This window comes from Escherichia sp. MAL-1 (genome assembly GCF_052948035.1).
The window spans coordinates 1,365,260-1,390,471 of sequence record NZ_CM129609.1 but is presented as its reverse complement, the minus strand read 5'-3'; the positions used below and the strand labels follow the sequence as shown (position 1 = coordinate 1,390,471).

Annotated in this window: 19 protein-coding genes and 2 pseudogenes; 16 read left to right on the top strand and 5 right to left on the bottom strand. The window is 52.0% G+C overall.

From position 1 onward, the window contains the following. Positions 1 to 2: 2 nt before the first annotated feature. The 10 genes and pseudogenes from hyfC to focB all read left to right on the top strand — a co-directional run bounded on the left by hyfC (position 3) and on the right by focB (position 10,984). Positions 3 to 949 (top strand): annotated as a pseudogene (hyfC, locus tag ACU8XX_RS06780) (hydrogenase 4 subunit HyfC). Positions 950 to 965: 16 nt separating this feature from the next. Then, positions 966 to 2,404, top strand: a pseudogene (gene hyfD / locus ACU8XX_RS06775) (hydrogenase 4 subunit HyfD). 11 nt (positions 2,405 to 2,415) lie between these two features. After that, complete coding sequence (hyfE, locus tag ACU8XX_RS06770) at positions 2,416 to 3,066, top strand: hydrogenase 4 membrane subunit (RefSeq protein ID WP_000147987.1); 651 nt, start codon at positions 2,416 to 2,418, stop codon at positions 3,064 to 3,066. A gap of 4 nt (positions 3,067 to 3,070) precedes the next feature. Further along, positions 3,071 to 4,651: a hydrogenase 4 subunit F gene (hyfF, locus tag ACU8XX_RS06765; protein ID WP_139466814.1), complete on the top strand. Its 1,581-nt coding sequence runs from the start codon at positions 3,071 to 3,073 to the stop codon at positions 4,649 to 4,651. Then, the gene (hyfG, locus tag ACU8XX_RS06760; protein ID WP_240765401.1) at positions 4,641 to 6,356 is read left to right on the top strand and encodes a hydrogenase 4 catalytic subunit HyfG; all 1,716 of its coding nucleotides are present in this window, start codon (positions 4,641 to 4,643) and stop codon (positions 6,354 to 6,356) included. Before hyfF ends, hyfG begins: the two co-directional genes overlap by 11 nt. A 9-nt stretch (positions 6,357 to 6,365) precedes the next feature. After that, complete coding sequence (hyfH, locus tag ACU8XX_RS06755) at positions 6,366 to 6,911, top strand: hydrogenase 4 subunit H (protein ID WP_000916058.1); 546 nt, start codon at positions 6,366 to 6,368, stop codon at positions 6,909 to 6,911. Then, positions 6,908 to 7,666, top strand: coding sequence for a hydrogenase 4 catalytic subunit HyfI (gene hyfI, locus ACU8XX_RS06750; RefSeq protein WP_000075558.1), 759 nt, complete (start codon positions 6,908 to 6,910; stop codon positions 7,664 to 7,666). Before hyfH ends, hyfI begins: the two co-directional genes overlap by 4 nt. Continuing rightward, positions 7,659 to 8,072 (top strand): hydrogenase 4 assembly chaperone HyfJ, encoded by a 414-nt coding sequence (gene hyfJ, locus ACU8XX_RS06745; RefSeq protein ID WP_001344401.1) that lies wholly within the window; start codon positions 7,659 to 7,661, stop codon positions 8,070 to 8,072. Before hyfI ends, hyfJ begins: the two co-directional genes overlap by 8 nt. Positions 8,073 to 8,101: 29 nt before the next feature. Next, positions 8,102 to 10,114 carry a DNA-binding transcriptional regulator HyfR gene (gene hyfR / locus ACU8XX_RS06740; protein WP_001251538.1) on the top strand — a complete coding sequence of 671 codons (2,013 nt, stop codon included), beginning with the start codon at positions 8,102 to 8,104 and terminating at the stop codon, positions 10,112 to 10,114. Positions 10,115 to 10,135: 21 nt separating this feature from the next. Next, positions 10,136 to 10,984: a formate transporter FocB gene (focB, locus tag ACU8XX_RS06735; protein WP_001244735.1), complete on the top strand. Its 849-nt coding sequence runs from the start codon at positions 10,136 to 10,138 to the stop codon at positions 10,982 to 10,984. 37 nt (positions 10,985 to 11,021) lie between these two features. Here the strand turns inward: focB and ACU8XX_RS06730 are convergent, their stop codons facing one another. Next, on the bottom strand, positions 11,022 to 12,083 hold the full coding sequence (locus ACU8XX_RS06730) for an AI-2E family transporter (protein ID WP_000892044.1): 1,062 nt from the start codon (positions 12,081 to 12,083) through the stop codon (positions 11,022 to 11,024). Between the two features lie 212 nt (positions 12,084 to 12,295). Here ACU8XX_RS06730 and bepA point away from each other — a divergent pair, with 212 nt between their 5' ends. Both bepA and arsC read left to right on the top strand, forming a co-directional pair. After that, on the top strand, positions 12,296 to 13,759 hold the full coding sequence (bepA, locus tag ACU8XX_RS06725; RefSeq protein WP_000489667.1) for a beta-barrel assembly-enhancing protease: 1,464 nt from the start codon (positions 12,296 to 12,298) through the stop codon (positions 13,757 to 13,759). A 20-nt stretch (positions 13,760 to 13,779) separates the two neighbouring features. Then, positions 13,780 to 14,139 (top strand): arsenate reductase (glutaredoxin), encoded by a 360-nt coding sequence (gene arsC / locus ACU8XX_RS06720; RefSeq protein WP_000166449.1) that lies wholly within the window; start codon positions 13,780 to 13,782, stop codon positions 14,137 to 14,139. Positions 14,140 to 14,276: 137 nt separating this feature from the next. Here the strand turns inward: arsC and ACU8XX_RS06715 are convergent, their stop codons facing one another. The 3 genes from ACU8XX_RS06715 to upp all read right to left on the bottom strand — a co-directional run bounded on the left by ACU8XX_RS06715 (position 14,277) and on the right by upp (position 17,074). Further along, the gene (locus ACU8XX_RS06715; protein WP_001307333.1) at positions 14,277 to 14,978 is read right to left on the bottom strand and encodes a DnaA inactivator Hda; all 702 of its coding nucleotides are present in this window, start codon (positions 14,976 to 14,978) and stop codon (positions 14,277 to 14,279) included. A gap of 94 nt (positions 14,979 to 15,072) precedes the next feature. Beyond that, positions 15,073 to 16,362, bottom strand: a complete 1,290-nt coding sequence (gene uraA, locus ACU8XX_RS06710) for a uracil permease (RefSeq protein ID WP_000198328.1) — start codon at positions 16,360 to 16,362, stop codon at positions 15,073 to 15,075. Positions 16,363 to 16,447: 85 nt separating this feature from the next. Next, positions 16,448 to 17,074, bottom strand: a complete 627-nt coding sequence (upp, locus tag ACU8XX_RS06705) for a uracil phosphoribosyltransferase (protein WP_001295473.1) — start codon at positions 17,072 to 17,074, stop codon at positions 16,448 to 16,450. Between the two features lie 324 nt (positions 17,075 to 17,398). Here upp and purM point away from each other — a divergent pair, with 324 nt between their 5' ends. The 4 genes from purM (at position 17,399) to ppx (ending at position 22,857) form a co-directional block, all read left to right on the top strand. Further along, the gene (purM, locus tag ACU8XX_RS06700) at positions 17,399 to 18,436 is read left to right on the top strand and encodes a phosphoribosylformylglycinamidine cyclo-ligase (protein ID WP_001295474.1); all 1,038 of its coding nucleotides are present in this window, start codon (positions 17,399 to 17,401) and stop codon (positions 18,434 to 18,436) included. Continuing rightward, on the top strand, positions 18,436 to 19,074 hold the full coding sequence (gene purN, locus ACU8XX_RS06695) for a phosphoribosylglycinamide formyltransferase (protein ID WP_001028614.1): 639 nt from the start codon (positions 18,436 to 18,438) through the stop codon (positions 19,072 to 19,074). Before purM ends, purN begins: the two co-directional genes overlap by 1 nt. A gap of 170 nt (positions 19,075 to 19,244) precedes the next feature. Continuing rightward, positions 19,245 to 21,311, top strand: coding sequence for a polyphosphate kinase 1 (ppk1, locus tag ACU8XX_RS06690; RefSeq protein WP_000529576.1), 2,067 nt, complete (start codon positions 19,245 to 19,247; stop codon positions 21,309 to 21,311). A 4-nt stretch (positions 21,312 to 21,315) separates the two neighbouring features. Then, positions 21,316 to 22,857, top strand: a complete 1,542-nt coding sequence (ppx, locus tag ACU8XX_RS06685; protein ID WP_001121363.1) for an exopolyphosphatase — start codon at positions 21,316 to 21,318, stop codon at positions 22,855 to 22,857. 38 nt (positions 22,858 to 22,895) lie between these two features. Here the strand turns inward: ppx and pdeF are convergent, their stop codons facing one another. Beyond that, positions 22,896 to 25,139 carry a cyclic-guanylate-specific phosphodiesterase PdeF gene (gene pdeF, locus ACU8XX_RS06680; protein ID WP_000772732.1) on the bottom strand — a complete coding sequence of 748 codons (2,244 nt, stop codon included), beginning with the start codon at positions 25,137 to 25,139 and terminating at the stop codon, positions 22,896 to 22,898. Between the last annotated feature and the right edge of the window lie 73 nt (positions 25,140 to 25,212).

Sequence of the window (25,212 nt, the reverse complement as noted above, 5' to 3'; positions counted from 1 at the left end):
CCATGAGACAAACTCTTTGCGACGGATATCTGGTCATTTTTGCGTTAGCACAGGCCGTGATTCTGCTGATGCTAACCCCACTTTTTACGGGTATTTCCCGGCAGATACGCGCGCGTATGCACTCCCGCCGCGGGCCGGAGATCTGGCAGGATTATCGCGATATCCACAAACTGTTTAAACGCCAGGAAGTTGCGCCTATATCTTCAGGTCTGATGTTCCGCCTGATGCCGTGGGTATTAATCAGCAGCATGCTGGTGCTGGCGATGGCCCTACCACTATTTATTACCGTTTCCCTTTTGCGGGCGGCGGCGATCTGATCACCCTTATCTATCTTCTTGCCCTGTTTCGTTTTTTCTTTGCTCTTTCAGGGCTGGATACCGGAAGCCCGTTTGCGGGAGTCGGTGCCAGTCGCGAGTTGACGCTCGGCATTCTGGTCGAACCCATGCTCATTCTCTCACTGCTGGTATTGGCGCTGATAGCGGATTCCACGCATATCGAGATGATCAGCAATACGCTGGCGATGGGCTGGAACTCGCCGCTAACCACCGTACTGGCGTTACTGGCCTGTGGTTTTGCCTGCTTCATAGAGATGGGAAAAATTCCCTTTGATGTTGCTGAAGCAGAACAGGAATTACAGGAAGGCCCGCTGACCGAATATTCCGGTGCCGGGCTGGCGTTGGCGAAATGGGGGCTGGGGCTGAAACAGGTCGTGATGGCAGCACTGTTTGTGGCCCTGTTTCTGCCCTTTGGGCGCGCGCAAGAACTTTCTCTCACCTGCCTGCTGACTTCACTTGTCGTTACGCTGCTCAAGGTTTTGCTGATTTTTGTACTGGCTTCAATCGCAGAAAACACGCTGGCACGCGGGCGTTTTTTACTCATTCACCATGTGACCTGGCTTGGCTTCAGCCTTGCTGCGCTTGCATGGGTCTTCTGGTTAACCGGTCTGTAAGGAGCACTGACGGAATATGGAAAATCTTGCTCTGACGACGTTAATGCTGCCTTTTATCGGCGCACTGGTCGTTTCGTTTTCGCCACAACGTCGGGCCGCCGAATGGGGGTTTTGTTCGCCGCACTGACCACGCTGTGCATGTTGTCGCTGATCTCCGCGTTTTATCAGGCCGATAAAGTTGCCGTCACGTTGACGTTGGTCAACGTGGGGGATGTGGCATTGTTTGGCCTGGTCATTGATCGCGTGAGTACGCTGATTCTGTTTGTGGTGGTGTTTCTCGGTTTGCTGGTCACGATCTACTCCACGGGTTATCTGACGGATAAAAATCGCGAACACCCGCATAACGGCACGAATCGTTATTACGCATTTTTGCTGGTGTTTATCGGCGCGATGGCGGGACTGGTACTCTCCTCGACGCTGCTCGGTCAGTTGTTGTTTTTTGAAATTACGGGCGGCTGCTCCTGGGCGTTGATCAGTTATTACCAGAGCGATAAAGCGCAGCGTTCAGCACTAAAAGCGTTACTTATCACTCATATCGGCTCGTTGGGGTTGTATCTTGCCGCCGCCACGCTGTTTTTGCAGACCGGAACGTTTGCGCTTAGCGCGATGAGCGAGTTACACGGCGACGCACGTTATCTGGTTTATGGCGGCATCCTGTTTGCCGCGTGGGGGAAATCGGCCCAGCTACCGATGCAAGCGTGGCTACCGGACGCAATGGAAGCGCCAACACCGATCAGCGCCTATCTCCACGCCGCATCGATGGTGAAAGTGGGCGTTTACATTTTTGCCCGCGCCATTATCGACGGCGGCAATATCCCGCATGTGATTGGCGGCGTTGGCATGGTCATGGCCCTGGTCACCATTCTTTATGGATTTCTGATGTATTTGCCACAGCAGGATATGAAGCGGTTGCTGGCCTGGTCGACCATCACTCAACTTGGCTGGATGTTCTTCGGCTTGTCGCTCTCCATCTTCGGCTCGCGGCTGGCGCTGGAGGGTAGCATCGCCTACATCGTCAACCACGCGTTCGCTAAAAGCCTGTTTTTCCTTGTAGCAGGTGCGCTGAGTTACAGCTGCGGCACGCGCTTGTTGCCGCGTCTGCGTGGCGTATTGCACACCCTGCCGTTGCCTGGCGTGGGTTTCTGCGTGGCAGCGCTGGCAATTACCGGCGTGCCGCCGTTCAACGGCTTCTTCAGTAAATTCCCGCTGTTTGCTGCCGGTTTTGCGTTGTCAGTGGAGTACTGGATCCTGCTGCCCGCCATGATTCTGCTGATGATTGAATCGGTCGCCAGTTTCGCCTGGTTTATTCGCTGGTTTGGTCGCGTCGTGCCTGGCAAACCGAGCGAGGCCGTCGCTGATGCCGCACCGCTGCCAGGGTCAATGCGCCTGGTGTTGATTGTACTGATTGTGATGTCGCTGATTTCCAGCGTAATCGCCGCGACCTGGTTGCAGTAAGGAGATGATGAATGACCGGTTCTATGATCGTAAATAATCTGGCGGGACTGATGATGCTGACATCACTGTTTGTGATTAGCGTCAAAAGCTATCGCCTGTCATGCGGATTTTACGCCTGCCAGTCACTGGTGCTGGTGTCTATTTTCGCCACCCTCTCGTGCCTGTTCGCCGCAGAGCAACTGCTGATCTGGTCCGCCAGCGCCTTTATCACCAAAGTGCTGCTGGTACCGTTAATCATGACTTACGCTGCACGAAATATTCCCCAGAACATCCCGGAAAAAGCGTTATTCGGTCCGGCAATGATGGCACTGCTCGCGGCGTTAATTGTCCTGCTTTGCGCATTTGTCGTTCAGCCCGTGAAGCTACCGATGGCTACCGGGCTGAAACCGGCGCTGGCGGTAGCGTTAGGTCATTTTCTGCTTGGCCTGCTGTGCATTGTCAGCCAGCGCAATATCCTGCGGCAAATTTTTGGTTACTGCCTGATGGAAAACGGCTCCCATCTGGTGCTGGCGCTTCTTGCCTGGCGAGCACCGGAACTGGTGGAAATAGGTATCGCTACCGACGCCATCTTCGCCGTCATTGTGATGGTGTTACTGGCAAGAAAAATATGGCGTACCCACGGCACGCTGGACGTGAACAACTTGACCGCGCTGAAGGGATAATGAGATGAGTTATTCTGTGATGTTCGCTTTACTCCTGCTCACGCCGCTGCTTTTTTCGCTGCTCTGTTTTGCCTGCCGGAAACGGAGACTTTCTGCGACTCGCACGGTGACCGTATTACATAGCTTAGGGATCACACTGCTGCTGATTCTGGCACTCTGGGTGGTCCAAACTGCCGCTAATGCAGGAGAAATATTCGCTGCGGGACTGTGGCTTCATATTGATGGTCTGGGCGGTTTGTTCCTCGCCATTCTTGGTGTGATTGGCTTTCTCACCGGTATTTACTCGATTGGCTACATGCGTCATGAAGTGGCACACGGCGAGCTTTCACCCGTTACGCTGTGCGATTACTACGGTTTCTTCCATCTGTTTTTGTTCACCATGCTGCTGGTTGTTACCAGCAATAACCTGATTGTGATGTGGGCGGCGATCGAAGCCACCACCTTAAGCTCGGCGTTTCTGGTAGGCATTTACGGTCAGCGTTCATCGCTGGAAGCTGCATGGAAGTACATCATTATTTGTACTGTTGGTGTCGCTTTTGGTCTGTTCGGTACCGTGCTGGTATACGCCAACGCCGCCAGCGTTATGCCGCAGGCAGAAATGGCGATATTCTGGAGCGAGGTTCTTAAGCAATCGTCCTTGCTTGACCCAACATTAATGCTGTTGGCCTTTGTGTTTTTGCTAATTGGCTTTGGTACCAAAACCGGGCTATTTCCCATGCACGCCTGGCTGCCGGATGCTCACAGTGAAGCGCCGAGTCCGGTCAGCGCCCTGCTCTCCGCCGTATTGCTGAACTGCGCGCTGTTGGTGCTGATTCGCTATTACATCATTATTTGCCAAGCCATCGGCAGCGATTTCCCCAACCGGTTGTTGCTCATCTTCGGCATGTTGTCGGTTGCCGTGGCGGCATTTTTCATTCTGGTACAGCGGGACATTAAGCGTCTGCTGGCGTACTCCAGCGTGGAGAACATGGGGCTGGTCGCGGTGGCGCTAGGCATTGGCGGGCCGCTGGGAATTTTTGCCGCGCTGCTGCACATCTTAAACCACAGTCTGGCAAAAACGCTGCTGTTCTGCGGTTCCGGCAATGTACTGCTCAAGTACGGCACGCGCGATCTCAACGTCGTCTGTGGGATGCTCAAAATCATGCCATTTACCGCCGTGCTGTTTGGCGGCGGTGCGCTGGCGCTGGCAGGGATGCCGCCCTTCAACATTTTTCTTAGCGAATTTATGACCATTACCGCCGGACTGGCACGTAATCACCTGCTGATTATCGTCCTGCTGTTATTGCTGTTAACGCTGGTGCTGGCGGGCCTGGTACGGATGGCAGCGCGGGTGTTAATGGCGAAACCGCCGCAGGCCGTTAACCGGGGTGATCTCGGCTGGTTGACCACCTCGCCAATGGTGATTCTGCTGGTCATGATGCTGGCGATGGGAACGCATATTCCACAACCTGTCATCAGGATCCTGGCGGGCGCTTCCACTATAGTCCTCTCAGGGACGCACGACCTGCCTGCACAACGTAGCACCTGGCATGATTTTTTGCCTTCAGGCACCGCATCTGTTTCGGAGAAACACAGTGAACGTTAATTCATCGTCAAATCGTGGCGAAGCGATTCTCGCCGCCCTGAAAACGCAGTTCCCCGGCGCGGTGCTGGATGAAGAGCGACAAACGCCTGAACAGGTCACCATTACGGTGAAAATCAATCTGCTGCCTGACGTTGTACATTATCTTTATTATCAACATGATGGCTGGCTTCCGGTCCTGTTTGGCAACGACGAGCGGACACTTAACGGTCATTACGCGGTTTATTATGCCCTTTCTATGGAAGGGGCCGAAAAATGCTGGATCGTAGTGAAGGCACTGGTCGATGCCGACAGTCGGGAGTTTCCGTCAGTCACACCGCGCGTCCCTGCCGCGGTCTGGGGCGAGCGAGAAATTCGCGATATGTACGGGCTGATTCCGGTTGGCCTGCCGGATCAGCGTCGCCTGGTGTTGCCCGATGACTGGCCGGAAGATATGCATCCGCTGCGCAAAGATGCGATGGATTATCGACTGCGCCCTGAACCGACGACTGATTCCGAAACGTATCCGTTTATCAATGAGGGCAACAGCGATGCGCAGGTGATCCCTGTCGGCCCGCTGCATATCACCTCCGATGAACCGGGTCACTTCCGCTTGTTTGTGGATGGCGAGCAAATTGTCGATGCTGATTACCGCCTGTTTTATGTCCATCGCGGCATGGAGAAACTGGCAGAAACGCGGATGGGCTACAACGAAGTGACCTTCTTATCAGACCGCGTGTGTGGGATTTGCGGTTTTGCCCACAGTGTGGCCTATACCAACTCGGTTGGAAATGCACTGGGGATTGAGGTGCCGCAACGAGCGCATACCATTCGCTCGATTCTGCTGGAAGTCGAACGGCTACACAGTCATTTGCTCAACCTTGGCCTCTCCTGCCATTTTGTTGGTTTTGATACCGGCTTTATGCAATTTTTCCGCGTGCGGGAAAAGTCGATGACGATGGCGGAATTGCTGACCGGGTCGCGTAAAACCTACGGTCTGAATCTGATTGGTGGTGTTCGCCGCGATATTCTCAAAGAGCAACGTCTGCAAACGCTGAAACTGGTGCGCGAGATGCGCGCCGACGTGTCGGAGCTGGTAGAGATGCTGCTTGCTACGCCGAATATGGAACAACGCACTCAGGGCATTGGCATTCTCGACCGACAAATCGCCCGTGATTATAGCCCTGTAGGGCCGCTGATCCGCGGCAGTGGTTTTGCCCGTGATTTGCGCTTTGATCACCCCTACGCCGACTACGGCAATATTCCAAAAACACTGTTTACCTTCACCGGCGGCGATGTTTTCTCCCGCGTGATGGTCCGTGTCAAAGAGACGTTTGATTCGCTGGCAATGCTGGAATTTGCCCTCGACAACATGCCGGATACCCCGCTGCTGACCGAAGGCTTTAGCTATAAACCTCACGCATTCGCGCTGGGCTTTGTTGAAGCGCCACGCGGTGAAGACGTGCACTGGAGCATGCTCGGTGATAACCAAAAATTGTTCCGCTGGCGCTGTCGTGCCGCCACCTACGCCAACTGGCCAGTGCTGCGTTACATGCTACGCGGCAATACCGTTTCTGACGCACCGCTGATTATCGGTAGCCTTGATCCCTGCTACTCCTGTACCGACCGTGTGACGCTGGTAGATGTGCGCAAGCGCCAGTCAAAAACCGTGCCGTATAAAGAGATCGAACGCTACGGCATTGATCGTAACCGTTCGCCGCTGAAGTAAGGACAGAAGATGCTGAAGTTACTGAAAACTATTATGCGCGCCGGAACCGCGACGGTGAAATATCCCTTCGCGCCACTGGAGGTCAGCCCAGGCTTTCGCGGGAAACCGGACCTGATGCCCAGCCAATGTATTGCCTGCGGTGCCTGCGCCTGTGCTTGTCCGGCAAATGCGCTGACTATCCAGACCGACGACCAGCAAAATTCGCGCACCTGGCAGCTCTATCTGGGGCGTTGTATTTACTGCGGACGTTGTGAAGAAGTGTGCCCGACCAGAGCCATCCAGCTTACCAATAACTTTGAACTGACCGTCACCAATAAAGCCGATCTCTATACCCGCGCGACGTTCCATCTACAACGTTGCAGCCGTTGCGAACGCCCGTTTGCCCCGCAAAAAACCGTCGCACTGGCTGCTGAATTGTTGGCACAGCAACAAAATGCGCCACAAAACCGCGAAATGTTGCGGGCGCAAGCGAGCGTCTGCCCGGAGTGCAAACAACGCGCGACGCTGATCAACGACGATACAGATGTACCGCTGGTGGCTAAGGAGCAGCTATGAGTCCAGTGCTTACACAACATGTCAGCCAGCCCATCACGCTGGATGAGCAAACGCAAAAGATGAAGCGGCATTTGCTACAGGATATCCGTCGCTCGGCTTACGTTTATCGCGTCGATTGCGGCGGCTGCAACGCCTGTGAAATCGAAATTTTTGCCGCCATCACACCCGTATTCGACGCAGAACGTTTTGGCATTAAGGTTGTTTCATCACCGCGTCACGCCGATATTTTGTTATTTACTGGCGCAGTCACCCGGGCGATGCGTATGCCTGCACTTCGGGCGTATGAGTCTGCCCCCGATCATAAAATTTGTGTTTCCTACGGCGCGTGCGGTGTCGGCGGCGGTATTTTCCACGATCTCTACAGCGTCTGGGGCGGTAGCGACACCATTGTCCCCATTGATGTTTGGATCCCCGGCTGCCCGCCAACACCGGCCGCCACCATTCACGGTTTCGCCGTGGCGCTCGGTTTGCTGCAACAGAAGATTCACGCGGTGGATTATCGCGATCCCACCGGGGTGACTATGCAACCGTTGTGGCCGCAGATCCCGCCATCACAGCGTATCGCCATTGAGCGAGAAGCGCGGCGGCTGGCGGGCTATCGTCAGGGGCGAGAAATTTGCGATCGGCTCCTGCGCCATTTAAGCGACGATCCTACAGGAAATCGGGTTAACACCTGGTTGCGCGATGCCGACGATCCACGTCTCAATAGTATCGTTCAGCAACTCTTTCGCGTACTCCGGGGGTTACATGACTGAAGAGTGCGGGGAAATTGTTTTCTGGACGCTGCGAAAAAAGTTTGTCGCCAGTAGCGACGAGATGCCGGAACACAGCTCTCAGGTAATGTATTACTCGCTGGCTATCGGTCATCACGTTGGCGTGATTGATTGTCTGAATGTCGCCTTCCCCTGCCCACTGACGGAATACGAAGATTGGCTTGCACTGGTCGAAGAGGAGCAAGCCCGACGTAAGATGCTGGGGGTGATGACTTTTGGTGAGATTGTTATTGACGCCAGCCACACCGCCCTGTTGACCCGGGCATTCGCGCCACTGGCGGATGACGCGACGTCTGTGTGGCAGGCGCGTAGCATTCAATTCATTCATCTGTTGGATGAAATTGTGCAGGAACCGGCCATCTATCTGATGGCCAGAAAAATTACGTGAGAAGGATTTCTCATTAATAAGGACTGTTGATGGCTATGTCAGACGAGGCGATGTTTGCCCCGCCGCAAGGAATAACAATTGAAGCGGTAAACGGAATGCTCGCGGAGCGGTTAGCGCAGAAACACGGTAAGGCGTCTTTATTACGCGCCTTCATCCCGCTGCCGCCGCCGTTCAGCCCGGTACAACTTATTGAACTGCATGTTCTCAAAAGCAACTTCTATTACCGCTACCATGATGATGGCAGCGATGTGACGGCAACAACAGAGTATCAGGGCGAGATGGTCGATTATTCGCGTCACGCCGTCCTTCTCGGCAGTAGTGGAATGGCGGAGCTACGCTTTATTCGCACCCACGGCAGTCGTTTTACTCCCCAGGATTGCACACTGTTTAACTGGCTGGCGCGGATAATCACCCCGGTTCTGCAATCATGGCTCAATGATGAAGAACAGCAGGTGGCGCTGCGTTTGCTGGAGAAAGATCGCGATCATCATCGGGTACTGGTTGATATTACTAATGCAGTGCTGTCACATCTTGATCTCGACGATCTGATCGCTGACGTCGCTCGTGAGATCCATCATTTTTTCGGTCTGGCTTCAGTCAGTATGGTACTGGGCGATCATCGAAAGAACGAGAAGTTTAGCCTGTGGTGCAGCGATCTTTCTGCCTCACATTGTGCGTGTCTGCCACGCAATATGCCTGGCGACAGTGTATTGCTGACACAAACGCTACAAACCCGACAACCGACCTTGACGCACCGTGCAGACGATCTGTTTCTCTGGCAACGCGACCCGTTATTACTCTTACTTGCATCTAACGGCTGCGAATCTGCGCTCCTTATACCGCTTACCTTTGGCAACCATACACCGGGTGCATTGTTGCTGGCGCATACCTCTTCCACTCTCTTTAGTGAGGAAAACTGCCAGCTACTACAACACATAGCCGATCGCATCGCTATTGCCGTTGGCAATGCCGATGCCTGGCGTAGCATGACCGATTTGCAGGAAAGTTTGCAGCAAGAAAACCACCAGCTTAGCGAGCAGCTCCTTTCGAATCTGGGCATCGGTGACATTATCTATCAAAGCCAGGCAATGGAAGACCTACTCCAGCAGGTAGATATTGTGGCGAAGAGCGACAGTACGGTGTTGATTTGCGGTGAAACCGGAACCGGCAAAGAGGTGATCGCCAGAGCGATCCATCAACTTAGCCCGCGACGCGACAAGCCGCTGGTCAAAATCAACTGCGCTGCCATCCCCGCCAGTCTTCTGGAAAGTGAGTTATTCGGTCATGACAAAGGGGCGTTTACTGGTGCGATTAATACCCATCGTGGTCGTTTTGAAATTGCCGATGGCGGCACGTTGTTTCTCGATGAAATTGGCGATCTGCCGTTAGAACTTCAGCCTAAACTGCTGCGCGTATTGCAGGAACGGGAGATTGAGCGTCTCGGCGGGAGTAGAACGATCCCGGTAAATGTCAGAGTCATTGCCGCCACCAACCGTGATTTGTGGCAAATGGTTGAAGATCGCCAGTTTCGCAGCGATCTCTTTTATCGCCTGAATGTCTTCCCACTGGAATTGCCGCCGCTGCGCGACCGTCCGGAAGATATCCCTCTTTTAGCAAAGCATTTCACGCAAAAAATGGCGCGCCATATGAATCGCGCAATTGACGCCATCCCGACCGAGGCACTACGCCAGTTGATGTCGTGGGATTGGCCGGGCAACGTGCGCGAGCTGGAAAACGTGATTGAGCGGGCGGTACTGTTGACTCGTGGTAACAGTCTGAATTTACATCTAAATGTCCGACAAAGCCGTTTACTGCCGACGCTAAATGAAGATTCAGCGCTTCGCAGTTCAATGGCGCAGTTGCTGCACCCGACGACGCCAGAGAATGACGAAGAAGAACGTCAGCGCATTGTTCAGGTATTGCGAGAAACCAATGGCATTGTTGCCGGGCCCCGTGGCGCGGCGACACGATTAGGGATGAAGCGCACCACGCTGCTGTCACGAATGCAGCGTCTGGGGATCTCGGTTCGCGAGGTGTTGTAATCTGCTTTTGCAGGAGTATGCATGAGAAACAAACTCTCTTTCGACTTGCAGTTGAGCGCCAGAAAAGCGGCAATCGCTGAACGGATTGCCGCCCATAAAATTGCCCGCAGTAAAGTGTCGGTCTTTTTAATGGCGATGTCCGCTGGCGTGTTTATGGCGATCGGATTTACTTTTTACCTTTCCGTTATCGCCGATGCCCCGTCTTCACAGGCATTAACCCATCTGGTGGGCGGCCTTTGCTTTACACTCGGCTTTATTTTGCTGGCGGTTTGCGGCACCAGCCTGTTCACCTCGTCGGTAATGACGGTGATGGCAAAAAGTCGGGGCGTTATTAGTTGGCGAACTTGGCTGATTAACGCACTTCTGGTGGCCTGCGGTAATCTGGCAGGTATTGCCTGTTTCAGTTTGTTAATCTGGTTTTCCGGGCTGGTGATGAGTGAAAACGCGATGTGGGGAGTCGCGGTTTTACACTGCGCCGAGGGCAAAATGCATCATACATTTACTGAATCTGTCAGCCTCGGCATTATGTGCAATCTGATGGTTTGCCTGGCGCTTTGGATGAGTTATTGCGGGCGTTCGTTATGCGACAAAATCGTCGCCATGATTTTGCCCATCACCCTGTTTGTCGCCAGTGGCTTTGAGCACTGTATCGCCAATTTGTTTGTGATTCCGTTCGCCATTGCCATTCGCCATTTCGCCCCTCCCCCCTTCTGGCAACTGGCGCACAGTAGCGCAGACAATTTTCCGGCACTGACGGTAAGCCATTTTATTACCGCCAATCTGCTCCCGGTGATGCTGGGTAATATTATCGGCGGTGCAGTGCTGGTGAGTATGTGTTATCGGGCTATCTATTTACGTCAGGAATCCTGAAAAATCAGCCCGGCGAAACAGTTCGTCGGGCTGAAGATTATTCTTGCGCTATTTGCCCATCGGGCCAGGCGTGGATCACGGCTTTGATCAGGGTCGCCAATGGAATGGCGAAGAATACGCCCCAGAATCCCCACAAACCACCGAAGATCACCACCGATAAAATAATCACCAGCGGATGCAGGTTAACCGCTTCGGAGAACAACACCGGTACTAACAGGTTGCCGTCCAGCGCCTGAATAATCAGATACACTGCGAAGCAGCTCCAGAATTCCGTGCCTGCACCAAACTGGAATAGCGCCACGCCAACCACCGGAATGGTCACCACAAATGCGCCAATGTACGGAATAAGTACCGAGAAGCCGACCAGCACCGCCAGCAGCAGCGAATAGTTCAGCCCAAAGAGCAAGAACCCCAGCCAGGTGGCGATCCCCACCACGATCATCTCCAGCACTTTGCCGCGGATATAGTTGGTGATTTGTTGATTCATCTCCTTCCACACCTGTCCTGCCAGTCCACGGTTGCGCGGCAGCACCCGACGAACGGCGTTCAGCATCTGCTCTTTGTCTTTCAGCAGGAAGAAGACCATCAATGGCACCAGCACCAGATAGACGGCTATGGTCAGCAAACCGACCAGCGAGGCGAGGGAAATTTTCACCACCGAATCGCCCATGGTCAGCATCCGACTGCGCATATTTTCGGCCATTGCATCAATAATGCCCGCATCCATTAACGCCGGATAGCGGCGCGGCAACGTGGCGGCAAAGTCAGAAAGCTTATTGAGCATCCCCGGCATATCGCGAATTAAGTAGATGCCCTGTTGCCAGGCGATAGGCAGTACCACGAACGCCATCAGTAGCAATATACCGACAAAAACCACCAATACAATCGACGTCGCCCAGCGGCGGGAGCAGCCAATAGATTGCAGGCGCACAGTTGGCCATTCCAGCAAATAGGCCAGCACAATAGCCACCAGCAACGGAGCAAGCAGGCCACTAAAGAAAAAGATAATGCCAAATCCGGCAACTAAAATAACCAGCAAGGCAATCGCTTCCGGGTCGCTAAAACGGCGGCGATACCATTGCATCAACATTTCGAGCATAAAGACCTTCCCTGAACCTCAAGAGCGGGATTGCGATCCGCAATTGTATCGAAATGTCACAAAAAAGACTTCGCTTTTTATGACGGATTCAGGAAACTGAAAAGTCATTTGAGTGGGCTAATCTTCGCCGTTACACTCAAATGCGGCGCGGTGGGAACGATATTTCACAGTATCGGTCAAATGACTATCTTCAGAAATACAGGATAGAGGTTATGTTCAGGCAGTTGAAAAAAAACCTGGTTGCAACCCTCATTGCTGCTATGACCATTGGTCAGGTAGCCCCGGCGTTTGCCGACAGCGCAGACACCTTGCCGGATATGGGAACCTCCGCAGGAAGCACGCTTTCCATTGGTCAGGAAATGCAGATGGGCGACTATTATGTCCGCCAGCTACGCGGCAGCGCGCCGTTAATTAATGACCCGCTGTTAACGCAATATATTAATTCGCTGGGGATGCGTCTGGTTTCGCATGCCAATTCGGTTAAGACACCGTTTCATTTTTTTCTGATCAACAACGACGAAATTAACGCCTTTGCTTTCTTTGGCGGCAACGTGGTGCTGCACTCTGCCCTGTTCCGTTATTCCGATAACGAAAGTCAACTGGCTTCAGTTATGGCGCACGAAATCTCCCACGTCACCCAACGTCACCTGGCGCGAGCGATGGAAGATCAACAACGCAGCGCGCCGCTGACCTGGGTCGGCGCGTTAGGTTCTATTTTACTGGCGATGGCCAGTCCGCAGGCGGGGATGGCGGCGCTGACCGGTACACTGGCGGGAACACGTCAGGGGATGATCAGTTTCACCCAGCAAAATGAACAGGAAGCGGACCGCATTGGTATTCAGGTGCTGCAACGCTCGGGATTCGATCCGCAGGCGATGCCAACCTTCCTCGAAAAATTACTCGATCAGGCGCGTTACTCCTCGCGCCCGCCGGAAATTTTATTGACTCACCCGTTGCCGGAAAGTCGTCTGGCAGATGCCCGCAACCGTGCTAATCAGATGCGACCGATGGTGGTGCAGTCGTCGGAAGATTTCTATCTGGCGAAAGCGCGCACACTGGGGATGTATAATTCCGGACGTAACCAGCTCACCAGTGATTTGCTGGATGAATGGGCGAAAGGAAACGTTCGTCAGCAACGAGCGGCGCAATATGGTCGTGCTTTACAGGCGATGGAAGCCAATAAATACGACGAGGCGCGTAAAACGCTGCAACCGTTACTGGCGGCAGAACCTGGCAACGCATGGTATCTCGATCTGGCTACCGATATCGATCTTGGGCAAAACAAAGCCAATGAGGCAATCAATCGCCTGAAAAATGCCCGTGATTTGCGCACCAATCCGGTGTTGCAGCTCAACCTGGCAAACGCTTATCTGCAAGGCGGTCAACCACAAGAAGCGGCCAATATTCTCAATCGCTACACCTTTAATAATAAAGATGACAGCAACGGCTGGGATTTACTGGCACAGGCGGAAGCCGCGCTAAATAACCGCGATCAGGAGCTGGCTGCGCGAGCAGAAGGTTATGCGCTCGCCGGACGACTCGATCAGGCCATTTCGCTGTTGAGTAGCGCCAGTTCGCAGGTGAAATTAGGCAGCCTGCAACAAGCGCGTTACGATGCGCGCATCGACCAGTTGCGCCAGCTGCAGGAACGCTTTAAGCCTTATACCAAGATGTAATTCGCATTAAAGGAAGAACAATGACCAAACAGGTAAAAATCTACCATAACCCACGCTGTTCAAAGAGCCGGGAAACGCTGAACCTGCTGAAAGAAAACGGCGTGGAGCCAGAAGTGGTACTCTACCTTGAGACACCCGCCGATGCGGCAACGCTGCGCGATTTGCTGAAAATGCTGGGGATGAATAGCGCCCGTGAATTGATGCGCCAGAAAGAGGATCTTTATAAAGAACTGAACCTGGCTGACAGTTCGCTTAGCGAAGAGGCGCTGATTCAGGCAATGGTGGATAATCCGAAGCTAATGGAGCGCCCGATTGTGGTCGCGAATGGCAAAGCGCGGATTGGTCGTCCACCGGAGCAGGTACTGGAAATCGTGGGTTAAGATGTGCTCCATCGCTAGTTGAAGCACATTGCCGGATGCGACGCTTGCCACGTCTTATCCGGCCTACGAATACTATGGATTAACTTCGCGTAGTTCGGATAAGGCGTTCGCGCCGCATCCGACAATAAACACCTTATCTACAACTTCAGAATTTCTTTCACAAACGGAATGGTCAGCTTACGTTGCGCGGTAATCGACGCACGATCCAACTGATCCAACGTCATAAATAGCGTGCGCATTTCTCTGTCGAGCCGCTTCAGCAAGAAACGCCCCACATCTTCCGGCAGTTCAAAACCACGCAAACGCGCGCGTAACTGTAGCGCCTGCAACTTATCTTCATCAGAAAGTGGCTGCAATTTGTAGATCTGCCCCCAGTCGAGTCGCGACGCGAGATCCGGTAATCCCAGATTCAACTGCCGCGGTGGACGATCGCCGGTGATCAACAATCGTGTTTTGCCCGATTCCAGAATTCGATTGTAGAGATCGAAAATCGCCATCTCCCACAACTCATCGCCTGCAATACACTCAATGTTGTCGATACAGACCAGCGACAAATGCTCCATACCGTCGAGCACTTCCGGAACAAACCAGGTGCGTTTATCCAGCGGGACATAGCCCACCGCATCGCCACGCTGCGACAATTCCGCGCAAGCCGCGTGCAGCAGATGGCTGCGCCCCGCGCCTTCGCGTGCCCAGAGATAGATGTAACCGCTATGTTCCTGACGCAGCACGTTTTGCAGCGCAGCCAGTAAAGAGGAGTTATCCCCCGGCCAGAAACTTGCAAAGGTTTCGTCGTCAGGAAGATAAAGTGGCAAAGAGAGCTGTGCCGGTGTGTTCAGAGATACCTCAACCAGGATTTCACAAAATCGCGAGAAGTTTACCACAGAATCCCATGATGTTTGAACCGGGCAGCAACACTGCCCGGTCGGTACATTATTTGTCTGTTATATCCGCGTCTTCTGCGTCCAGCACCACTTCTTCAGGGCGCAGCACACTGATCAGTTTGAAGATCAAACTTAAGCCGATACCGACGATGGTCGCCAGCGCCATACCTTTCAACTCCGCCGCGCCGATGTTTACCTTCGCGCCACTGACGCCGATGATCAAAATCACGGAAGTCAGGATCAGGTTCTGTGCTTTGTTGTAATCCACTTTCGATTCGATCAAAACACGAATACCGGAAGCACCGATGACACCATAAAGCAGCAGCGAAACGCCGCCCATCACCGGCAATGGGATCATCTGGATAGCGGCAGCCAGTTTACCGACGCAGGAAAGCAGGATAGCGAAAATCGCCGCCCCGCCGATAACCCAAGTACTGTAAACACGGGTGATCGCCATCACGCCAATGTTTTCTCCGTAAGTGGTATTTGGCGTAGAGCCAAAGAAGCCGGAGATCACAGTCGACAGGCCGTTAGCAAACATCGAACGGTGCAGACCTGGATCGCGCAGCAGATCTTTTTTGACGATATTAGCCGTTACTACCAGGTGCCCTACGTGTTCGGCAATAACCACTAACGCCGCTGGCAGAATAGTCAGAATGGCAAACCACTCGAAGCGCGGCGTATAGAGGGTTGGCAGCGCAAACCAGTGAGCATTAATAATCGGCGTGGTATCGACAATTCCCATTGCGAAAGAGAGCGCGTACCCCACCAGCACGCCAATTAAAATCGGGATAATTGCCAGGAAACCACGGAACAGCACGGAACCTAAAACCGTGACCGCCAGGGTGGTAATAGAGATGATGATGGTTTTGGAGTCTGGCGTTTGCCCTTCAGCCGGGAGTAAACCCGCCATACCGGCAGCTACGCCCGCCAGCTCCAGACCGATGACGGCAACGATTGCGCCCATTGCCGCAGGTGGAAACAGCACGTCCAGCCAGCCGGTCCCCGCTTTCTTCACGATAAAAGAAACCAGGCAGAACAGCACGCCGCACATAATAAAGCCGCCCAGCGCGACTTCATACCCTAACGGCAACAGTAACAATACCGGTGAAATAAAGGCAAAGCTGGAACCAAGATAAGCCGGAATTTTCCCTTTACAGATGAAGAGATACAGCAGCGTTCCAATACCGTTAAATAACAGTACAGTCGCCGGGTTAATATGAAATAAGACGGGCACCAGGACGGTTGCACCAAACATGGCGAACAAATGTTGCAAACTAAGCGGGATTGTCTGTAAAAGTGGCGGTCTTTCACTCACCCCGATAGCACGGCGCGTCATAGTATTATCCTCTGTATTATGTGTTATAGGCGCTTTACTCAAAAAAAAGCCGACTCTTAAAGTCGGCTTTAATTATTTTTATTCTTTATTTCGTACCAAAGATTTTGTCACCGGCATCGCCGAGGCCCGGAATAATGTATCCGTGCTCGTTCAGTCCCTGATCAATCGATGCGGTATACAGTTCGACGTCCGGGTGCGCTTTTTCCAGCGCAGCGATACCTTCTGGCGCAGCGACCAGCACCAGAACTTTGATGCTGCTGCAGCCCGCTTTTTTCAGCAGGTCGATGGTCGCGATAACGGAACCACCGGTTGCCAGCATTGGGTCAACGATCAGCGCCATACGCTCATCGATGTTAGAAACCAGTTTCTGGAAGTACGGTACCGGCTCCAGCGTTTCTTCATTACGGTACATACCGACAACGCTGATGCGCGCGCTCGGAACGTTTTCCAGCACACCGTCCATCATACCAAGACCCGCACGCAGAATTGGCACAACGGTAATTTTCTTACCTTTGATCTGGTCGATTTCTACCGGGCCGTTCCAGCCTTCGATAGTTACTTTTTCCGTTTCGAGGTCGGCGGTCGCTTCGTAAGTCAGCAGGCTACCCACTTCGGAAGCGAGTTCGCGAAAGCGCTTGGTGCTGATATCTTGCTCACGCATCAGTCCCAGCTTGTGTTTGACGAGTGGGTGTTTGACTTCCACGATCTTCATACTCTTTCTCCTTTGAGGGGCAGCCACAAAAAAAATCGACGGATTATACCTCCTTTCTTCAAGGCGGCAATATTCTTTTCGTTGACTTTAGTCAAAATGATAACGGTTTGAGATAAAGTTATTTTATATTCAAATGGTTATGAAAGAAGATTATTCCATCCGAAAACTAACCTTTACCCTGGTACAAGTCTTCTTTCGCCGCGCGCCTGGGCAAAAGACGTGCAAAAAGGTTGTGTAAAGCAGTCTCGCAAACGTTTGCTTTCCCTGTTAGAATTGCGCCGAATTTTATTTTTCTACCGCAAGTAACGCGTGGGGACCCAAGCAGTGACCGATAAAACCTCTCTTAGCTACAAAGATGCCGGTGTTGATATTGACGCGGGTAATGCTCTGGTTGGAAGAATCAAAGGCGTAGTGAAGAAAACGCGTCGTCCGGAAGTGATGGGCGGTCTGGGCGGCTTCGGTGCGCTGTGTGCATTGCCGCAAAAATATCGTGAACCCGTGCTGGTTTCCGGCACTGACGGCGTAGGTACCAAGCTGCGTCTGGCAATGGACTTAAAACGTCACGACACCATTGGTATTGATCTGGTCGCCATGTGCGTTAATGACCTGGTGGTGCAAGGTGCAGAGCCGCTGTTTTTCCTCGACTATTACGCAACCGGAAAACTGGATGTTGATACCGCTTCAGCGGTGATCAGCGGTATCGCGGAAGGATGTCTGCAATCGGGCTGTTCACTGGTGGGTGGCGAAACGGCAGAAATGCCGGGGATGTATCACGGTGAGGATTACGATGTCGCGGGTTTCTGCGTTGGCGTGGTAGAAAAATCAGAAATCATCGACGGCTCTAAAGTCAGCGACGGCGATGTGCTGATTGCACTCGGTTCCAGCGGTCCGCACTCGAACGGCTATTCGCTGGTGCGCAAAATTCTTGAAGTCAGCGGTTGTGATCCGCAAACCACCGAACTTGATGGTAAGCCATTAGCCGATCATCTGCTGGCACCGACCCGCATTTACGTGAAGTCAGTGCTGGAGTTGATTGAAAAGGTCGATGTGCATGCCATTGCGCACCTGACCGGCGGCGGCTTCTGGGAAAACATTCCACGCGTATTGCCAGATAATACCCAGGCAGTGATTGATGAATCTTCCTGGCAGTGGCCGGAAGTGTTCAACTGGCTGCAAACGGCAGGTAACGTTGAACGCCATGAAATGTATCGCACCTTCAACTGCGGCGTCGGGATGATTATTGCCCTGCCTGCTCCGGAAGTGGACAAAGCCCTCGCCCTGCTCAATGCCAACGGTGAAAACGCGTGGAAAATCGGTATCATCAAAGCCTCTGATTCCGAACAACGCGTGGTTATCGAATAATGAATATTGTGGTGCTTATTTCCGGCAACGGAAGTAATTTACAGGCAATTATTGACGCCTGTAAAACCAACAAAATTAAAGGCACCGTACGGGCAGTTTTCAGCAATAAGGCCGACGCGTTCGGCCTTGAACGCGCCCGCCAGGCGGGTATTGCAACGCATACGCTCATCGCCAGCGCGTTTGACAGTCGTGAAGCCTATGACCGGGAGTTGATTCATGAAATCGACATGTACGCACCCGATGTGGTCGTGCTGGCTGGTTTTATGCGCATTCTCAGCCCGGCGTTTGTCTCCCACTATGCCGGGCGTTTGCTGAACATTCACCCTTCTCTGCTGCCGAAATATCCCGGATTACACACCCATCGTCAGGCGCTGGAAAATGGCGATGAAGAGCACGGTACATCGGTGCATTTCGTCACCGATGAACTGGACGGTGGCCCGGTTATTTTACAGGCGAAAGTCCCGGTATTTGCTGGTGATACGGAAGATGACATCACCGCCCGCGTGCAAACCCAGGAACACGCTATTTATCCACTGGTGATTAGCTGGTTTGCCGATGGTCGTCTGAAAATGCACGAAAACGCCGCGTGGCTGGATGGTCAACGTCTGCCGCCGCAGGGCTACGCTGCCGACGAGTAATGCCCCGTAGTTAAAGCGCCAGCTCTGCCGCTGGCGTTTTTCAATTCACCTGTAAATCGCAAGCTCCAGCAGTTTTTTTCCCCCTTTTCTGGCATAGTTGGACATCTGCCAATATTGCTCGCCATAATATCCAGGCAGTGTCCCGTGAATAAAACGGAGTAAAAGTGGTAATGGGTCAGGAAAAGCTATACATCGAAAAAGAGCTCAGTTGGTTATCGTTCAATGAACGCGTGCTTCAGGAAGCGGCGGACAAATCTAACCCGCTGATTGAAAGGATGCGTTTCCTGGGGATCTATTCCAATAACCTTGATGAGTTCTATAAAGTCCGCTTCGCTGAACTGAAGCGACGCATCATTATTAGCGAAGAACAAGGCTCCAACTCTCATTCCCGCCATTTACTGGGCAAAATTCAGTCCCGGGTGCTGAAAGCCGATCAGGAATTCGACGGCCTCTACAACGAGCTGCTGCTGGAGATGGCGCGTAACCAGATCTTCCTGATTAATGAACGCCAGCTCTCCGTCAATCAACAAAACTGGCTTCGTCATTATTTTAAGCAGTATCTGCGTCAGCACATTACGCCGATTTTAATCAATCCTGACACTGACTTAGTGCAGTTCCTGAAAGATGATTACACCTATTTGGCGGTGGAAATTATCCGTGGCGATACCATCCGTTACGCGCTGCTGGAGATCCCATCAGATAAAGTGCCACGCTTTGTGAATTTACCGCCAGAAGCGCCGCGTCGACGCAAACCGATGATTCTTCTGGATAACATTCTGCGTTACTGCCTCGATGATATTTTCAAAGGCTTCTTTGATTATGACGCGCTGAATGCCTATTCAATGAAGATGACCCGCGATGCCGAATACGATTTAGTGCATGAGATGGAAGCCAGCCTGATGGAGTTGATGTCTTCCAGTCTCAAGCAGCGTTTAACTGCTGAGCCGGTGCGTTTTGTTTATCAGCGCGATATGCCCAATGCGCTGGTTGAAGTGTTACGCGAAAAACTGACTATTTCCCGCTACGACTCCATCGTCCCCGGCGGTCGTTATCATAATTTTAAAGACTTTATTAATTTCCCCAATGTCGGCAAAGCCAATCTGGTGAACAAACCACTGCCGCGTTTACGCCACATTTGGTTTGATAAAGCCCAGTTCCGCAATGGTTTTGATGCCATTCGCGAACGCGATGTGTTGCTCTATTATCCTTATCACACCTTTGAGCATGTGCTGGAACTGCTGCGTCAGGCCTCGTTCGATCCGAGCGTGCTGGCGATTAAAATCAACATTTACCGTGTGGCAAAAGATTCACGTATCATCGACTCGATGATCCACGCTGCGCACAACGGCAAGAAAGTGACCGTGGTGGTTGAGTTACAGGCGCGTTTCGACGAAGAAGCCAACATTCACTGGGCGAAGCGCCTGACAGAAGCAGGCGTGCACGTTATCTTCTCTGCGCCGGGGCTGAAAATTCACGCCAAACTGTTCCTGATTTCACGTAAAGAAAACGGTGAAGTGGTCCGTTACGCACACATCGGGACCGGGAACTTTAACGAAAAAACCGCGCGTCTTTATACTGACTATTCGTTGCTGACCGCAGATGCGCGTATCACCAACGAAGTACGGCGGGTATTTAACTTTATTGAAAACCCATACCGCCCGGTGACATTTGATTATTTAATGGTGTCACCGCAAAACTCTCGCCGTCTGTTATATGAAATGGTAGACCGCGAAATCGCCAACGCGCAGCAAGGGCTGCCCAGTGGTATCACCCTGAAGCTAAATAACCTTGTCGATAAAGGCCTGGTTGATCGTCTGTATGCGGCCTCCAGCTCCGGCGTACCGGTTAATCTGCTGGTTCGCGGAATGTGTTCGCTGATCCCCAATCTGGAAGGCATTAGCGACAACATTCGTGCCATCAGTATTGTTGACCGTTACCTTGAACATGACCGGGTTTATATTTTTGAAAATGGCGGCGATAAAAAGGTCTACCTTTCTTCCGCCGACTGGATGACGCGCAATATTGATTATCGTATTGAAGTGGCGACACCGCTGCTCGATCCGCGCCTGAAGCAGCGGGTGCTGGACATCATCGACATATTGTTCAGCGATACGGTCAAAGCACGTTATATCGATAAAGAACTCAGTAATCGCTACGTTCCCCGCGGCAATCGCCGCAAAGTACGGGCGCAGTTGGCGATTTACGACTACATCAAATCACTCGAACAACCTGAATAACCCTATGCCAATACACGATAAATCCCCTCGTCCGCAGGAGTTTGCTGCGGTCGATCTTGGTTCAAACAGTTTTCACATGGTCATAGCCCGTGTGGTAGATGGTGCCATGCAGATTATTGGTCGCCTGAAACAGCGGGTGCATCTGGCGGACGGCCTGGGGCCAGATAATATGTTGAGTGAAGAGGCAATGACGCGCGGTTTGAACTGTCTGTCGCTGTTTGCCGAACGGCTACAAGGGTTTTCTCCTGCCAGCGTCTGTATAGTCGGCACCCATACGCTGCGTCAGGCGCTGAACGCCACTGACTTTCTGAAACGCGCGGAAAAGGTCATTCCCTACCCGATTGAAATTATTTCCGGTAATGAAGAAGCCCGTCTGATTTTTATGGGAGTGGAACATACCCAACCGGAAAAAGGTCGCAAACTGGTTATTGATATTGGCGGCGGATCTACGGAACTGGTGATTGGTGAAAATTTCGAACCTATTCTCGTTGAAAGCCGCCGGATGGGTTGTGTCAGCTTTGCCCAGCTTTATTTTCCTGGCGGGGTCATCAATAAAGAGAATTTTCAGCGCGCTCGCATGGCGGCAGCACAAAAACTGGAAACTTTAACCTGGCAATTCCGTATTCAGGGCTGGAACGTTGCAATGGGCGCTTCCGGTACCATAAAAGCCGCCCATGAAGTGTTAATGGAAATGGGCGAGAAAGACGGGATAATTACCCCGGAACGTCTGGAAAAACTGGTAAAAGAAGTTTTACGTCACCGTAATTTCGCATCGCTGAGTTTACCGGGTCTTTCCGAAGAGCGGAAAACAGTCTTCGTTCCGGGACTGGCGATTTTATGCGGTGTGTTTGATGCTTTAGCCATCCGTGAACTGCGCCTTTCTGACGGGGCGTTACGCGAAGGCGTACTGTACGAAATGGAAGGACGTTTCCGTCATCAGGATGTGCGTAGTCGCACCGCCAGCAGCCTCGCCAACCAGTATCACATCGACAGCGAACAGGCCCGACGGGTGCTGGATACCACTATGCAAATGTACGAACAGTGGCGGGAACAGCAACCGAAGCTGGCGCATCCGCAACTGGAGGCGCTACTGCGATGGGCCGCCATGCTGCATGAGGTCGGGTTGAATATCAACCACAGCGGTTTGCATCGCCACTCCGCTTATATTCTGCAAAACAGTGACTTGCCGGGTTTTAATCAGGAACAGCAGCTGATGATGGCGACACTGGTGCGCTATCACCGTAAAGCGATTAAACTCGACGATCTGCCGCGCTTTACCTTGTTTAAGAAGAAACAGTTCCTGCCACTGATTCAGCTATTGCGCCTTGGCGTATTACTCAACAATCAACGTCAGGCAACCACCACACCGCCAACATTGACACTGATTACTGATGACAGTCACTGGACACTGCGTTTCCCGCATGACTGGTTTAGTCAGAATGCGTTGGTACTGCTTGATCTGGAAAAGGAGCAAGAATACTGGGAAGGCGTGGCTGGCTGGCGGTTGAAAATTGAAGAAGAAAGTACACCTGAAATCGCCGCTTAATGCTTTGCGGGCCGACGAGAAATGTCGGCCCGCATTATTCAGGCACTTTCGCGAATGGGTTCGATTTCATTCAACGTATCAATTAACGGCTGCGGCTTACCAATAAGATAACCCTGCATATAATCGATCCCCAAAGAGAGCACCGCCTCGCGGATCTCTTCGTTTTCAACGTACTCTGCCACTACCCGCATTTTCTTCATTCGCGCCAGGTGGCAAATCGATGCCACTATCTGATAATCCAGACTATTTGACACAATATTGCGGATAAAACTGCCGTCAATTTTAAGCAGATCGGCATTCACATTTTTAAGCCGCGCATAGCTGGCGTAGCCGGTGCCGAAATCATCAATCGCAATCTGGCAGCCTAATTCCTGAAGATGCTGCAAGGTGATTTGCGCCTGCTTAACATTGGTCAGAGCATTACTTTCGGTGACTTCAAAAATAAGTTGCCACGCTTCAATCTGATATTTAGCCAGCAACTGACTGACTTCAACAGGAAAACGAGCCTGACATACCGAGGTTGGAGACAGATTAATAGCAAAACGGTGAGCGGGCATCTTCGCTCTGTTTTCAGCCATAAATTGCAGCGTATGCTCAATGACCCACATGTCGATACTCGACGATAAACCAAATTCGTGCGCGACCGGCAAGAAGCTATCGGGGCTGATCAGTTCATCATTCTCACCTTTCATGCGCAGAAGAATTTCATGGTAAACATCACCACGCATACCGGTAATCGGCTGGGCCATCAGGAAAAAATGGTTGTGTTCCAGCGCCTGCTGTAGTCGATTCATCATCGCGACTTTATCTTTCAATTCGCGTTGCAAATACATTGCCCCGCGACGCTGCATATTTTCCGGGGCGTTGGTCACGATGGAAAGTTCGGCGACCGTATTTAGCTCTCCCAGCAGCAGGTAGATATGATTCACTGGCGAGCGCACATAGCAGTAACTGACGCCAATCTGCGGTTGCATCGGCATGCCATCCCAAAAGAAACGAAATTGCTTGAGATGGCTATCCAGTGCGGTAATGCGCTCCTGGTGCGATTCTGTATTCAGTCGCAGCGCGAGATCGTTACCCGAAAGCTGATAAACATCTTCACCCGGTTCCAGCAAGGGTGACAGCCAGTGAGAAAGTTTTTGCTTGTATTGAATCCGCAGCATGATGCCATAGTTCTTAACCAGCATTTCCATGCCAGGGATGCGTAAATAACAAAGCGCAGACCAGGGGGCATCACGCAACGCGCGATTCAGGGCGCGAACATTTGGCAGATGAACCACCGGGTCCACATACGCAAGCCGCTGAATGCGTCTGACTACCGCTCTCTGACGGGTTGCCAGTACAGCCATATAATTGACAATAAAAGAGAATACCAGATAACTGGAGGAGGTTATGGTCAGCTGCGTGGTATAGCCAGGATAAATGGGAATGTAATTTTGATAGCTGTGGATGCTGATCATCAACACGACCGCCCAGAGCAGCGAAATCAGCTTATAACCATAGCGCATCGCTCCCCACATCATCAGGGGCAGCAATAATGACAAGGTATAATTGGTGCTAAAAATTGTGCTTTTTTCATTTAACGGCATGCATAACAGCAACAATAAAGCACCTAATGCCAGTAGCCAGAGCGCGAACTCTTTTTTGGTGACTTTGGCATCAACCTGCTGTTTTAATTGCGAATAATAGCTACGTAAATAAAATGGATTTCGCACTACCCGAATGATGAAGTAGCACAGCGGGACACCGATCAGATTACCCACCAGTAAGGCCTGATAATTGATTAAAGTCCCGAGGTTAAAAGGCATGACACCGACCAGATTTTCTCTGCTCGCCAGTAATCCTACAAATGCAGCAAACTGGAAAAGTATCAGAAACAGCGTTGCAGGAAACACAATCTGCCAGAATATACGCTGGGAAATTAAACGGGTATCACCATGTGAAACGTTGTTACGCCGGGGAGTAAAGACCCTGTAACCGCCCCAACAGAGAATGATAATGATAATAAAATTAGCCGTTAATGATAGCGTTTCGTAAAAACCCAGCTCTGCATATTTGCGGACAAAAATCCCTAAGGCGATCCCTGGCAATGCCGCCCAGCTGAAAAACATCATCATGCTGATCATCAGTGCCAGAGGCAGATAAAAGAGAAAAACCTCACCGGAAGAAATATGCGCGAAAGTATTAATGTGGGCGAAAATGGGCAAGATTAAAGAAGGCAGGAACAGCGGAAGCCCCCACCATTTATCACGTATTTTTATATAAGTTGCATTCAGTTTCATAGATGCTCAGCAGAATCCCCCACATCCTGAAGGAGGTGTATTCAGACAGGCATCCCACCTGACTTCGAATGAT